Source organism: Paenibacillus cisolokensis, assembly GCF_018403665.1.
GTDB classification, from domain to species: Bacteria; Bacillota; Bacilli; order Paenibacillales; family Paenibacillaceae; genus Paenibacillus_AH; species Paenibacillus_AH cisolokensis.
On the sequence record NZ_BOVJ01000073.1, the window covers coordinates 1 to 13,292 of the forward strand.

11 protein-coding genes and 3 pseudogenes are annotated in these 13,292 nt (G+C 54.8%); 13 read left to right on the forward strand and 1 reads right to left on the reverse strand.

Annotation, left to right across the window (positions count from 1 at the left end; all coding sequences use genetic code 11):
• The first annotated feature begins 97 nt into the window (after positions 1 to 97).
• From ltrA to PACILC2_RS26780, 3 genes and pseudogenes are all read left to right on the forward strand, one after another.
• Positions 98 to 1,390, forward strand: a complete 1,293-nt coding sequence (ltrA, locus tag PACILC2_RS10700) for a group II intron reverse transcriptase/maturase (RefSeq protein WP_213528842.1) — start codon at positions 98 to 100, stop codon at positions 1,388 to 1,390.
• Positions 1,391 to 2,023: 633 nt separating this feature from the next.
• A pseudogene (locus tag PACILC2_RS26775) lies at positions 2,024 to 2,203 on the forward strand (group II intron reverse transcriptase/maturase); the annotation flags it as partial.
• Positions 2,178 to 2,315, forward strand: a pseudogene (locus tag PACILC2_RS26780) (radical SAM protein); the annotation flags it as partial. The pseudogenes PACILC2_RS26775 and PACILC2_RS26780, both read left to right, overlap by 26 nt.
• Positions 2,316 to 2,338: 23 nt before the next feature.
• Here the strand turns inward: PACILC2_RS26780 and PACILC2_RS10705 are convergent.
• Positions 2,339 to 3,973, reverse strand: a complete 1,635-nt coding sequence (locus tag PACILC2_RS10705; RefSeq protein ID WP_213528843.1) for an IS5 family transposase — start codon at positions 3,971 to 3,973, stop codon at positions 2,339 to 2,341.
• Between the two features lie 156 nt (positions 3,974 to 4,129).
• Here PACILC2_RS10705 and PACILC2_RS10710 point away from each other — a divergent pair.
• The 10 genes and pseudogenes from PACILC2_RS10710 (at position 4,130) to PACILC2_RS10755 (ending at position 13,292) form a co-directional block, all read left to right on the forward strand.
• Positions 4,130 to 5,276: pseudogene (locus PACILC2_RS10710) on the forward strand (IS256 family transposase).
• A 184-nt stretch (positions 5,277 to 5,460) separates the two neighbouring features.
• The gene (locus PACILC2_RS10715; RefSeq protein ID WP_213528867.1) at positions 5,461 to 5,838 is read left to right on the forward strand and encodes a UPF0236 family transposase-like protein; all 378 of its coding nucleotides are present in this window, start codon (positions 5,461 to 5,463) and stop codon (positions 5,836 to 5,838) included.
• A gap of 95 nt (positions 5,839 to 5,933) precedes the next feature.
• A complete protein-coding gene (locus PACILC2_RS10720; protein WP_213528844.1) occupies positions 5,934 to 6,947 on the forward strand; it encodes an ABC transporter substrate-binding protein in 1,014 nt (337 codons plus the stop codon).
• A gap of 78 nt (positions 6,948 to 7,025) precedes the next feature.
• Positions 7,026 to 8,039: a FecCD family ABC transporter permease gene (locus PACILC2_RS10725; protein ID WP_213528845.1), complete on the forward strand. Its 1,014-nt coding sequence runs from the start codon at positions 7,026 to 7,028 to the stop codon at positions 8,037 to 8,039.
• Positions 8,040 to 8,261: 222 nt separating this feature from the next.
• A complete protein-coding gene (locus PACILC2_RS10730; protein ID WP_244863425.1) occupies positions 8,262 to 9,077 on the forward strand; it encodes a FecCD family ABC transporter permease in 816 nt (271 codons plus the stop codon).
• Between the two features lie 14 nt (positions 9,078 to 9,091).
• Positions 9,092 to 9,913, forward strand: coding sequence for an ABC transporter ATP-binding protein (locus PACILC2_RS10735; RefSeq protein ID WP_062495936.1), 822 nt, complete (start codon positions 9,092 to 9,094; stop codon positions 9,911 to 9,913).
• Positions 9,882 to 10,661, forward strand: coding sequence for an IucA/IucC family C-terminal-domain containing protein (locus PACILC2_RS10740; protein ID WP_213528846.1), 780 nt, complete (start codon positions 9,882 to 9,884; stop codon positions 10,659 to 10,661). Before PACILC2_RS10735 ends, PACILC2_RS10740 begins: the two co-directional genes overlap by 32 nt.
• 230 nt (positions 10,662 to 10,891) lie before the next feature.
• Positions 10,892 to 11,287 carry a ferric iron reductase gene (locus tag PACILC2_RS10745; protein ID WP_244863426.1) on the forward strand — a complete coding sequence of 132 codons (396 nt, stop codon included), beginning with the start codon at positions 10,892 to 10,894 and terminating at the stop codon, positions 11,285 to 11,287.
• Complete coding sequence (locus tag PACILC2_RS10750; RefSeq protein ID WP_213528847.1) at positions 11,284 to 12,060, forward strand: HpcH/HpaI aldolase family protein; 777 nt, start codon at positions 11,284 to 11,286, stop codon at positions 12,058 to 12,060. The genes PACILC2_RS10745 and PACILC2_RS10750 overlap by 4 nt, the downstream gene beginning before the upstream one ends.
• The gene (locus PACILC2_RS10755) at positions 12,057 to 13,292 is read left to right on the forward strand and encodes a type III PLP-dependent enzyme (RefSeq protein WP_213528848.1); all 1,236 of its coding nucleotides are present in this window, start codon (positions 12,057 to 12,059) and stop codon (positions 13,290 to 13,292) included. The genes PACILC2_RS10750 and PACILC2_RS10755 overlap by 4 nt, the downstream gene beginning before the upstream one ends.

A 13,292-nucleotide genomic window follows, 5' to 3' on the forward strand; every position in this document is an offset into this window, starting at 1 on the left:
GACCTCCTTCGACTCTACACCGTGGAACGCAGGACAACACAACCTGCGGTGGGAAGGAGCCCTGCTTTGTTCAAGTTTCTTGAGGAGGTACGAGTCAGTGAATGCCAAACGGCTAACAACACCAGAGGAAAACGTTCAACAACTCCAAGGGAAACTCGGTCATGCGGCCAAGGAGAACAAGAAGCGAAGATTTCACGCGCTGTACGACAAGGTTTATCGGGTAGACATCTTATGGGAAGCGTGGCGAAGGGTACGAGCCAACGAGGGCTCGGCAGGAGTGGATGGAGAGACGTTGGCAGACATCGAGAAACAGGGAGAAATGCGTTTTGTGCTTGAATGTCAACGGCTACTGAAAGAAAGGAAGTACCATCCACAACCCGTTAGACACCACTACATCCCGAAGAAAGATGGCAAACTGCGACCGCTGGGGATCCCGACGGTGAGAGACCGCGTCATCCAGATGGCGACCAAACTCGTCATGGAACCCATTTTCGAGGCGGATTTTCAGGACACGTCTTTCGGTTTTCGGCCTAAGCGGAGCGCGAAACAGGCGTTGGAGCCAATCCGGAAAGCATGCAACCGCAAAGGAAATTGGGTGGTCGACGTCGACATCCAAGGCTACTTCGACAACATCAATCAGGAGAAACTGATGAAGCTGATCGAAATGCGGATCAGTGACAGGCGAATCTTGAAGTTGGTGAGGAAGTGGTTAGGTGCGGGAGTGATGGAAGAAGGAAACATCCGACGCTCAGACTTGGGTACACCGCAAGGGGGAGTGATCTCACCACTGCTGGCGAACATCTACCTGAATTACTTTGATCTTCTGTGGGAACGACATGGCGGTAAGCTTGGGGAACTGACACGTTATGCAGATGATCTGGTGATCATCTGCAAGACGAAGAAGGACGCACAGCGGGCCTATGAACTCATACGAGCGATTATGGAACGCCTGGAATTAACCCTGCACCCCACGAAAACGCGCATCGTTGGACTTTGGACTGGGGAAGAAGGCTTCGATTTTCTGGGCATGCATCATCGAAAGACGAAGGCCGAAACATCCAAAGGCCAAGTGTACTACACAACCCAGCAGTGGTTGTGCCGGAAGGCGGAAGAGCGAATACGGGAAGGGGTAAAAGAGCGATTAGCTCCGCCAGGTATGCGACGCCTGAGTTTCGAAGAGCACGTGGAGTACCTGAATCCAAAGATTCAAGGCTGGCGCAATTACTACTACACAGCTTACAGCCAGAGGAAGATGGCGAAGTTGGATTGGTATATCCGGCAGCGGTTTGCGAAGTGGTATGCTAAGAAACACAAACGCAGACGATGGTTGAGTTCGCTGCGCGAAGTGAAGTCTTTGTCTATTCAATATGGACTTAAAACGCTCTTGTAATCTGCATGCTCATGATGACGAACATCGGAAAGCCGTATGAGGGAAAACCTCACGTACGGTTTGATGAGAAGGGGCTGGGCCCCGCCCAGCCTTTCACTCTAGCCCGGCATGGGTGCCGTGCTTTAGGGGAAAGTCCCAAGCTGGCGCTGGCGATCACCTACCGTTAGCCAAAAGTAAGGGTGTCCATCGTGAGGTGGAATCTGAAGGGAGCTGGAGGCAAACACTCGATCTGAGATACACGAATCCAATGTGAGGCTAGTACAGTCGGATGAGTCTGCGAAACAAGGCGAAGTCCGAAGCCGCCAAGGGCTGTATGAGTATATTGGACAGGTGCATGGATGAAAGTACGCATCCTTATCCGGGGAGGCCTGCATGGCACGCCATCTGAGGATGGTAACCAAGGCCGTAAGGTTTTGCTGAGCGTGCAGGAGTCAGCAGAGGTCATAGTGCGTGAGTAAGGGACGCCTGAAAAAGGGAAGGGCCAAACGTCAACTCAGGGATGGATCAGACGTTTTCGAGAACGACGCGTTGAAGCAGAATTCCTATGGAACTCCTTCAGGGAAGTACGGGTGAAGCCCAGAGGACCTTGAAGTGATGGTTAAGCGTCGTCCGGCAAACTCCGAGCCCCATGAGTACTGGCCGCTTATACGACAACAATTATTAGAAGGGGCCTATCAAACGGCACCAGTCCGAAGGGTCGAAATCCCGAAACCCGACGGCGTTGTCAGATTATTTGGCATTTCGACTGTGGTAGATCGCTTTATCCAACAGGCTCTTCTCCAAGTGCTTACTCCTATCTTTGAAGCACATTTTGTCAATGACAATTGAAACCGATCGGGAAGATATAAAGCGGCTTTTTGCTCCGGTTGCACCGGGAATTAAGCTGCGAATTCAAGCATTAAGAGAAGTACATGAGGTAGGGATAACTAGGGCTTGCTGAACGATTCTTTACCAGAAGCACGGGGTCGGGCGTCTACGAGATAGCAACGAAAAAATGAAGCAAAAAAGAACGCGAAGCCTGCGCTCCAGGTTCATCACCAGAAGTTGCAGCGTAATCACGGATTCACTTGTCTTTGCGAGGCGTGCTCGAATACAGCCAAGCCCGTACTTGCGCTTGCCTTCGCCGAACTTGCCTTCTATTGCGTTTCGTTCTCCGGTATCCAGTTTGGCAACTTGCCTTTCTTCGCTTGTCGAACCGTTTTTCGGCTTGCGTCCCAGTGCTGGTCCACTGAGCCGAATCCCATGCTGTTTGCAGAAGCTCCGGTTTTCGCGCGTGCGGCAGATCTGATCTGCTTGGACAACAGCCGGATAGAATCCCATGCGGCTGCGATACTTCTCGATCACGTCAATAAGCGTCGTGCTCTCGTTGAAGTTATCCCAAGAAAGCCGATCAAGGAACGCGTAGCCCTTCGTCATGCTTACAGCGATCTTGGCTCCGAACTCGACTCGCGCCTTGGCTTTCCCGCGCACGATCGGCCTGACATGCGGTTGATGGATGCTCACGATGCGGTCTTCTATCTGGTGGGAACGCTCGTTGTACATGTGAAGCTGCTGACGATACAGTTCGTGAATCACCAACAGGTCGCGATAGGCTTTGCGGCTAAGCAGCGTGAGCGGTTGCGTCTTGGCTTGCTCGGCGATAATGGAGAGATTCCGTCCAACGTAACCAAGCTGCCTCCTGATCGCTTTGCGAATCACTTTCGGCCCCGGCCTGCGCTGTTTGGACACCGCCAGAAACTGCTTGCGTGCCTTTTCACGATAGGTGCGCGGTTTTGCCGTTTGTCCGATGACCGGTTCGTGCAGCGTATCGATGATCGCTTCCAGCTTTTCCCGCGCTTCATTCAGCAGATTCAGATCGGTCGGATACGCCACATCCGCCGGGGGGCAGGTGGCGTCCACCAGCACAGTTCCTTGATTCGGCCGCTCCGGGGCTTCCAATTCCGCGTCTGATTCCGGATGCGCTTCGCAAACAAGGTTATTCGTTTCAGGAACTGCTGACTCTGCAGCCATCGACTCCGCGGGAGACGCTGCTTCTGACGATGCGACTTGCGATTGTGCAAACATGGTTTGCTGCTCGACTTCTTCATCAGAGACGCGCTTCTTCGAGCGCTTCACTTGGCCTTTACCGCCGCCGGCCGCGCTGTTGCTGTCATCATCGTCTTTCGTTTCCTTCGCACCCTCGGTGGCGACGATTTCATTCAACTCGGCCAGCACGTCCGTCAGTCGCTTGCGGAAATGCGTCATCATGGAATGATGGAACGGAGGCTTCATGACGAACCCAGACAGACCAATGAAGTATTGCATGTAAGGATTTTCGCTGATCGACTCCAACGTTTCTCTGTCGGTCAACTGCATTCGCTCTTGGATGATGAGCGCGCCAAGCCCCATCCGCAGGCTGATCGTTTGCTGTCCGCGAAAGGAATCTTTGAAAAATTGACCGTACTTTTTCTCAGCCTCAGCCCACGGCACCAACCGCGCCAGCTGAACCCAGCGGTTGTCCTCGTCCAGCTTTCCTCCGAAGGGAAGAAAGAAGTCTCCAGGCAGGATCAATTGATTGTCGAGGTGCGCGGTCGGCTTAAACATATTTCGTCACTCCAGCTGCAAGGATATTAGGCGGTCTTCGTGCATTTCCTTTGCATATGATTTCGACAAATGGGCCTTAGAATCCTTGTTGTTATGCAGGTTTTGTCGGTTTTTCCAAGCGTTCAGCAAGCCCTAAGTATAAACGATTCCGACTTTATGGAGCAACTAGCAAATACCGTTTTGCTGTTTATTAAGGACAAACTTGAACTGATCATGCGAGAAGAACTCAGTAACTACCTGACCGTCGAGAATCCGGAAACGAAGAATACTCGGAACGGCTTTTACTCCAGAACATTAGAGACGCAGTTCGGCAAGATTAATGACCTTCGAGTTCCACGCGATCGGCAAGGTGAGTTTCGAACCGAACTTTTCAAACCGTATCAACGTCGTGACGGGTGGCTGGAGGAAGCCGTTATCCGCATGTACAAAGGCGGAATGAGCACGCGAGATGTTGCGGATTTCATTGAATGCATCATTGGTAAGCACTATTCACCGACTACCGTCAGCAACATCACCAATACGGTTTTACAAGACGTTCACGCCTGGCAAGAACGTCCTCTAAAGAAACGGTATTCCGTGTTGTATATCGACGGCATTCATTTCAGTCTCCTCCGGGATAGCGTGGCCACAGAAGTCATTTAAGTAGCAATGGCGATCGATGAAGATGGCTACCGTCAAATCATTGGCTTCCTTGTTGGAGGCAATGAGAGTGCGCACGGGTGGAAAGAGTTTCTGCAAGATACGTACCGGCGCGGAGCAACCGACATTCTCCTGGGCGTTTTCGATGGTCTTCCAGGACTCGAAGAGGCCTTTCACAGCGTGTATCCGAAAGCCAACGTCCAGCGCTGTATTGTCCACAAGATGCGTAAACACGTTCCCTAAAATTCGAGTCAAGGACAAAGCAGAGTTTCTCGGCGATCTGAAAGAAGTGTATAGTGCGCCATGCTACGAGGATGCCGTACGTCAGTTTCATGCTGTGGAATTGAAGTGGTTGAGACAGTATCCCCGTGAGCTTGCTTCTTGGCGTGCAGATCTTCCGGTGTTGTTGACATTTTACAAATACCCCCAAGACATTTGGCAAGCCATCTATACCACGAATGCGATTGAAAGGACGGTGAAAGAAATCCGCAAACGACTGTATCCGATGAACAGCGTGCCGAACATCGACGCTGCTGAAAAGATCGCCTACCTCGTCGCTTCTGATTATAATGAGCGGTGGAGTAAACGCATCATACGAGGATTCGGCATGGAAACGACAAAGGATGCATTTGAGAAAATGTATCGCGAAAGGTACGGAGAATAAACAGCTCCCGCGCCTTCGCTTGGGCTACGTCCCACCAAACAGTTCATAGAGAGTCCCTATACTTCAAATACACAAACTTCTTGACGGTACCACTTAATTGACTTTGAAGAACAAGTTCGTCTCCTAATGTACGATACATTTGCCCGCATGGTGGGGGACGTTTTCACATCGATGAAATCGTGTCATCGTCAAACAGAAACAAAGCGAGGGCTGGACGGTTGAACGAAGCGATGAAAGGGAAATTCAATTTACTTTTGGTGTGGTGAGGTTCACCCATACCCTTATGTATGATTCTGAAGGGAACCCCCATTATCCATTCTATGAGTGGATTGGATTCAAAGCATATGACCGGAGAAGTCCCTTTGTGGATGTGAAAGTGGCTGAAATGGCTGCGGAAACCACCTATCGTGAACTCGCCCATATCCTCAACGAGTGGACAGCTGTCAGCATCAGTCATACGACCGTAGGAAATATTGTAAAGAAGGTCGGGAAATCACAAAAAGAGGCGGACGCTGTCTCCTGTCCCATAGTGACATTATTACAGAACAGCATCAAATTTTAAATAAGTGCTTGAAAAATCCTCCTTTCTTTATTACAATTCTAATTGATAATGAGTATCAATATCATTTATAATAAGCAATAGGGAGAAGGAAAATTATGTTGAAATTTTTCAAAACATTCCTAAGTATGTTCCTTATTTTGATGATCGCAGCATTGGCCGGATGCGCAGCCGGCGGACCGGCAAAAGGGACTTCCGATACCGGCAGTCAGGCTGGCGCAACCGTTGATTCGAATCAAGCGAAAAGCGGCGGAACGGACGCGGCTGGGGAAGAGATCCGGGTCGTCAAGCACGCCATGGGCGAAACGGTGATCAAAGGAACGCCTAAAAGGATCATAACCTTGTTCCAGGGCGCCACTGATGTGGCCGTTTCGCTTGGAGTGAAGCCGGTCGGCGTGGTGGAATCCTGGGTGCAGCAGCCTATCTACGAATATTTGCGGGCCGATCTGGAGGGTGTAGCGATCGTCGGTCAAGAGACGCAGCCGAATCTGGAAGAGATACATAAACTTCAGCCTGATCTGATCATTGCCACGAAGACGCGGCACGAGGATATTTACGAACAGTTGTCGCAAATCGCGCCGACGGTTGTGACGGAAACGCTTTTTGACTGGAAAGAAACGCTGAAGACGTCAGGTGAGGCGTTGAATCTCAAGGACAAATCCGATCAGTTGCTCGCCGATTGGGATGCGAGAGTAGCCGACTTCAAGCAGAAGATGGGCGACCGGTTGCCGATCGAGGTAACGATCACCAATTTCAGAGCGGATCAGGTACGGATTTTCTATATGGGCTACGCGGGGAAAATTCTCAAAGAGCTTGGTTTTACAAGACCTCCCGGACATGATCAAGACATCTGGGGCGTTCGACTCGCTTCCAAAGAGAGCATCCCGGATATGAATGCCGACATGATCTTCAACTTCAATTCCGGCACCGATACCGAAGCGATTCAGAAAAACTATGAGGAATGGACGAAGAGCAAGCTATGGGCCAATCTGGACGCAGTTAAGAACGGCAAGCTCGTTCAGGTGGACGAAGTGGTGTGGAACAGCGCCGGCGGCTACAAGACGGCCAACATGCTGCTCGACGATCTGTACGAATATTTCGAGCTGAATTAACCGCAAGCGGGAAGGGCCTGCCTTGGACAGGCAGGCTTTTTGCCATATTTTAAATGACGAAGACGAAAGAGTGAGGGAATGTTTCCGCTGTTTGTACGGGAGAAATCGAAGCTGTTGGGGCTGGCGGCGCTGCTCGTTCTGCTTGTTGCGTCATGTGCCGCCAGCATGATCTTCGGCCGCACGGAAATTACGATTTCCACGGCGGTGGAGGCGTTCAGGAATTACGACGAAGAATCCGTCGAGCATATCGTACTGCATACCGAGCGGCTGCCGCGGACGGTTATTGCTGCCGTCGTAGGGGCCGGCCTGGCGGTTGCCGGAGCGCTCATGCAGGCATTGACCCGCAATTCACTGGCGTCGCCGAGTGTGTTCGGGATTAACGCCGGAGCGATTTTTTTCATCGTGCTGGCGGTCGTGCTGCTGTCGGTGTCCTCGTTAAAGGCGATGATGTGGTTCGGCTTTGCCGGAGCGGCGATTGCGGCGGTGATCGTCTATGCGCTCGGCTCCATCGGGCGGGACGGCTTAACACCGATTAAGATCGTGCTGGCGGGCACGGCGATTACGGCTTTGTTCTCATCCTTCACGCAGGCCGTGCTCGTTCTGGACGGGGCGGGGCTGGAGAATGTGCTGTTCTGGCTGGCCGGCTCCGTCAGCGGGCGGACGCTGGAAATGCTTTATCCGGTTCTGCCATATATGGCTTTGGCGGTGCTAACCGCTCTCTTCATGGGCCGAGCGATCAATCTGATGTTGACCGGCGATGATATTGCCAGAGGCATGGGACAGAACGTGATGCTGGTCAAAACGCTGATGGGGGCCGTCATTGTGCTTCTTGCCGGAGGCTCGGTGGCCGTTGCCGGATCGATCGGTCTCGTCGGACTCATCGTACCCCATATGATGCGCGCCCTGGTCGGGAACGACTATCGTTGGCTCATTCCTTACTCGCTTGCAGGGGGAGCGGTGCTGCTGCTATGGTCCGATGTAGCCGCCCGGTTGGTCATCCTGCCGGACGAGCTTCCGCTTGGCATCGTGACCGCCTTGCTTGGCGGGCCGTTCTTCATCTATATCGCCCGCAAGGGGGTGGCGAAGATATGAAGGAAACGATTATGGTTCGCAGCAAAAAGATACCGTATCTTTCCTGATCGAGCGCAAGGCGGCGCTCGCCATTGCCGTGCTGGCCGTCCTGGTTCTGCTCGCCGCTGTGGCCGGACCAAGCCTGGGCAGCGACATCCTGTCTCCGCTGGAAGTGCTCCGGACGATCCTGGGGCTAAATGCCGGGGAGCATGATTTCGTTGTGCTCACGCTGAGACTGCGCGGGTGCTGCTGTCCCTGCTTGTCGGCGCGGCGCTGGGCATGTCCGGCGCCATCCTGCAGGGGGTTATCCGCAACCCGCTTGCATCTCCGGATGTCATCGGCATCACCGGAGGCGCGGCGGTGGCGGCGGTCGGTTTCGTCTCGCTGCTGGGAGGCGCGCTCAGCATCAAGCTGCTGCCGGCGTTCGCGGTTGCCGGCGCCATTACGACTTCGATGGTCATTTACGCGCTGGCCTGGAAAGAGGGGGTCACGCCGATTCGCCTGGTGTTGATCGGGATTGGCATATCGGCCATCACCGGCGCCGGCACCATGTTTATGCTGATCCTGAGCCCGTTCTACACCGCCGGGCAAGCCTACATTTGGCTAACCGGCAGCGTGTACGGCGCTTCCTGGGCGGATGTTTATACCATTCTGCCGGTGATCGTGCTTATCGTGCCGCTGGCCCTTTGGCTTGCGCGCAGCCTGAATGCGCAGGCGTTCGGCGACGACCTGGCCGCCGGGCTTGGCGTTGCCGTTCAGCGCCATCGTCTGGCATTGCTATTATGCAGCGTGCTGCTTGCCGGATTTGCGGTATCCGTGGTCGGCACCCTCGGATTCGTCGGCCTGATCGCACCGCATATCGCTAGAAAGCTGGCGGGCCGCATGTTCGGCAGCGTGCTGCTCGTGTCGGCGCTGCTCGGGGCTCTGCTTGTGTTCAGCGCCGATTTGATCGGACGGACCGCGTTTTTGCCGCTGGATGTTCCGGCCGGGGTGTTCACGGCGGGAGTGGGCGCGCCTTTCTTCTTGTACTTGCTGTTTAAGAACAGAAACCAAAATTGAATAGGGGGAGAACCGTGAGTATTTTGGAAGCGAAAGACCTTACTATCTCCTATGGAGCGGAGCCTGTGATCGAAAATTTGAACTTGACGATACCGAAAGGCCAAATCACGGTCCTGATCGGCAGTAACGGCTGCGGCAAGTCCACGCTGCTGCGCACTATTGCGCGCCTGCAGAAGCCCCGTTCGGGCACGGTGCTGCTGAGCGGGGAAGAGATCGCCAAGCTGCCGAGCAAGGAAATCGCCAAGCGGATGTCCATTTTGCCGCAAGGTCCTTCCGCCCCGGAAGGCTTGACGGTGAGCCAGCTCGTCAGACAGGGAAGATACCCGCACCAGAGCTGGCTGAAGCAATGGTCGCGCGAGGATGAACGGATGGTTCGCCTGGCGCTTCAGGCCACGCGCCTAACGGAACTCGCGGACCGACCGGTGGACGCGCTGTCGGGAGGGCAGCGCCAACGCGCCTGGATCGCCATGACGCTCGCCCAGGGAGCGGAAACGCTGCTGCTCGACGAGCCGACGACCTACCTCGATATGAGCCATCAGATCGAAATCCTCGATTTGCTGTTCGAATTAAACGAGAAGGAGCATCGCACGATTGTGATGGTTCTGCACGATCTGAATTTGGCCTGCCGCTACGCCCATCATATCGTCGCGGTCCACGGAGGGTCCATTTACGCCCAGGGACGGCCAGAGGAGATCGTGACCCGCGAGATGGTCCGCACCGTCTTTCGGATGGACTGCGAAATTGCCGTCGATCCGCTGTTTGGCACACCGCTGTGCATTCCACATGGAAGGGGCAGGAACGTTCATGAAGAACAACGCTACGGCCACCTGGCTTGAGCCGGAGGAATTTCAGGTGCTGGCCGACGAGTACCGCTTAACCCGAGAGCCTTCCGCCGACCGGACGTTCTCCATTCCGTTTACCGACCTTTTAAATCCGGAGAGAAGCGAGGCTTATTTTCGCGGCGTAAGCGGCATTTTCGAGACCGACTCGCAGTCGGCTGCCGTCTCGCTTTTCGCCAAGCGGTATGCCTTTCTCGTTATCGCTTCCAATTTATACGCGATGTCTTGCTTCAATAAGGGATTGAACCTGGCGCTGGATAACGGCTGGATCGAGTCGTGCTATCAGGGGCAGGCCTGGCTGCCCAAGGCGCGGCTGAAAGACTGGCAGGCCAGCGAGCCGCAAGCGAATCAGCGCAGCGAATGGCGGAATCTGGTCCTTGAACGGATGTTTGCCGGTAATCTGTCCCGGGTATGGAATGCCGTTTCCAAAACGGCGCGGATCTCCAAAGCGCTGTTATGGGAAAACACGGCCATTTATGTCTATTGGTTGTATGAGGAAAAATTTGCGGAAGGAGCGGGGCCCGAGCAACAGCGGCGGATGGAAGAGGATTATCATTATTTGCTTCACGACGCGCCGCCCCGCCTGTTCGGCGAATCCCGCAATCCGCTCAAGCAGTTCGACAGTCCGAAAGTGTTCAGGGACGGTTACGACAAACCGCTAAGAGTGCGTAAAACCTGCTGCCTTTATTATTTGACGTCGGATGAGCCGGGCGATTACTGTCCGACGTGCCCCAAACAGACTTGATACGCCTTCTCCATCAAAGATAGCCGCTACATCACTGCCACGCCGACGATAACGGTATCCGCACAGCTCCCCGTCAGAATATGAACATCGGCTTTCCTGCCGCCATATCGAAGCGCATGTTCTGCCGTTTCCGCGCCGTCGGTCTCGCGCAACCCGCAATGGCCGATGGCTTTCGCTTTCGTATTCCTTTCCCATGCAAAAGATGAATATTTTCCCTTTAAAGATTAATATTGACAATTCCGAAGCGGGCGCCGAAGCTGCATCCCGAGCCGGAAGCGCACCGCAAATTCAACCGGTATTCGTTCATCCACGCCGAGACGATGCCCGAGGTGCGGGATTATGTGTATGACGCGTTCTTTTTCATCTGCATGAGCGAGATCGCCTGGACCCTGGAGACGTTCGGGCTTGCGGAGCGGAAGTTCTGGAGCCTGTGCGCGGCGGTCATCTTGGAATACCAGCGGCAATATCCCGAGTATGGGGAAAGTTTTCAAGGCTATGACCTGTTTAGCACCGACGCGTTGGTGGAGGAGATGACCAAGCGAAGGCTGTACGGCGACGGCGAGCTGTATTTCCGCAAACCGCTCAACCCGCTGCGGCTGGCGAGGGAGAGTCTGGCGGCGTTATGAGACCCAATGCGCTTAAGCTGAAAATAAACCGTAAACAGCCGGTGTTCGGCCTGTTCGTCTCCATTCCGCATCCCGTGATCGTGGAAATGATCGGCCATGCCGAATACGATTTCGTCATTATCGATTGCGAGCACGCTTCTACGAACATGGAAAGCGTCGAGGAGCTGATCCGCGCCGCCGAATTGATGGGCGTGACTCCGCTGGTCCGCGTTTCGGGTGTGAACCGCTCCGAAATCTTGAAGGTGCTGGACTGCGGAGCGCAGGGCATCGTCATCCCTCATGTCGAGCGGCGGGAGCAGGTCGAGGAAGTGGTCCGCTGGGCGTATTACCACCCGCTTGGAAGCCGCAGTCTCAATAGCGGCCGGCCGGGCACGTTCGCCAAATATTCGCTGACGGAGTATATCCGGGAGGCCAACGAAGCGGTCATGGTGGTGCCGATGATCGAAAACGTGGAAGGTATTAGGCAATGCGAGGACATTTTAGCCCATCCGCAGATCGGGTTTGTGCTGGAAGGCGCGGCGGACCTGTCGCAATCCCTCGGCTTGCCGTGGCAAACCGGGCATCCGGAGGTGCGGCGGGAGTTGGAGCGGCTGTATGCGGCCGCGGAGCGTCTCGGGGTTCCGTACGCCGCGGTTGCGAGAAGCAGGGAGGAAATGCGGATGTGGGCGGAGCGCGGGGTGCGCATTTATGTGCTGGGAGATGACCGAAATACGGCGTTTCGCGCTTATATGCAAAAGCGAAACGACTACCGGGATATGGGAGATTGGACATGAAAGCATACGTGCGGGAAGCGATCAACAGGCTGCAAGCGGAAAGCCGGGAGCCGTTTTGCGCTTATCTGTATGACCTGGGCGGCATTCGCGCGCATGTGCGGGGGATGCGGCGGTATATGCCGGAACGGACGGGGCTGTTTTACGCGATTAAAGCCAACCCGGACCGGCGCATTATCGAAGCGCTGCTGCCGCTGATCGACGGATTTGAGGTAGCCTCCGCCGGCGAGCTGCTCAAGGTCAGGGAGGTGAGCGGCAGCGTTCCGGTTCTGTTTGGCGGCCCCGGCAAAAAGGAAGCGGAGCTGGAGGCGGCCATCCGGCACAATGTTTCCTATATTCATGTGGAAAGCCTGCTGGAGCTGAGGAGGCTGATCCGGCTTACACAAGGGCGGAGCGAGCCGGTCCGGATTTTGCTGCGCATGAACCTGAGAACGAGCGCGTTGCCGCAGACCCATATTACGATGGGCGGCCGTCCGACCCCCTTCGGGCTGGACGAGGAGCTGCTTGATGAAGCGATCGCCGTTATACGGGAAGAAGGGCGGGGCGCGGTTAGGTTATGCGGCTTTCATTTTCACTCGCTCTCGAACAACTTGCGGGCGGAGCTGCATGCCGAAATGATCGAGCTGTATTTGCGAAAAGCGGAAGAGTGGATGGAACGCTACCGTCTGGACATTGAGATCGTCAACGCGGGAGGCGGCTTTGGCGTCCCTTACGATGACGCTCCGCCGTTCGACTGGGCCTTGTTCACTTCCCTGATCGCACGAAGCGAAGCTAGAAAAAGGCTGGCCAGAGTTCAGTTGTGGTTCGAGCCGGGCCGGTTTCTCGTAGCAAACCACGGTTATTACGCGGCGGAGGTGATCGATATCAAGCCTTCGCATGATCGGTATTTTGCCGTGCTGAGGGGGGGGACGCACCACAACCGGCTGCCCGCTTCCTGGGGGCATAATCATCCGTTTGCTGTCTTGCCGGCGGAGCGTTGGGCGTATCCTTTCGCCAGGCCAGAGATCAGGCGGGGCAAAGTGACGCTGGTCGGCGAGCTTTGCACCCCCAAGGACCGGCTGCATGCGGATGCCGAAGTCGAGCTGCTGCGCGTCGGTGATATCGTTGTGTTCGAGAAGTCGGGCGCTTATTGCTGGACGATCTCGCATCACGATTTTTTGGGGCACCCGCACCCGAAATTTTATTATTTAGCGGAAGGAAATGATCATGCAACCCATGCGAACATGGACAATTAA

Excerpts from the sequence above, each read along its gene's own strand:
- PACILC2_RS10705 (WP_213528843.1), bottom strand. The coding sequence starts at position 3,973 with ATGTTTAAGCCGACCGCGCACCTCGACAATCAATTGATCCTGCCTGGA.
- PACILC2_RS10755 (WP_213528848.1), top strand. The coding sequence starts at position 12,057 with ATGAAAGCATACGTGCGGGAAGCGATCAACAGGCTGCAAGCGGAAAGC.
- PACILC2_RS10725 (WP_213528845.1), top strand. The coding sequence starts at position 7,026 with ATGTTTCCGCTGTTTGTACGGGAGAAATCGAAGCTGTTGGGGCTGGCG.
- PACILC2_RS10740 (WP_213528846.1), top strand. The coding sequence starts at position 9,882 with ATGAAGAACAACGCTACGGCCACCTGGCTTGAGCCGGAGGAATTTCAG.
- PACILC2_RS10750 (WP_213528847.1), top strand. The coding sequence starts at position 11,284 with ATGAGACCCAATGCGCTTAAGCTGAAAATAAACCGTAAACAGCCGGTG.
- PACILC2_RS10720 (WP_213528844.1), top strand. The coding sequence starts at position 5,934 with ATGTTGAAATTTTTCAAAACATTCCTAAGTATGTTCCTTATTTTGATG.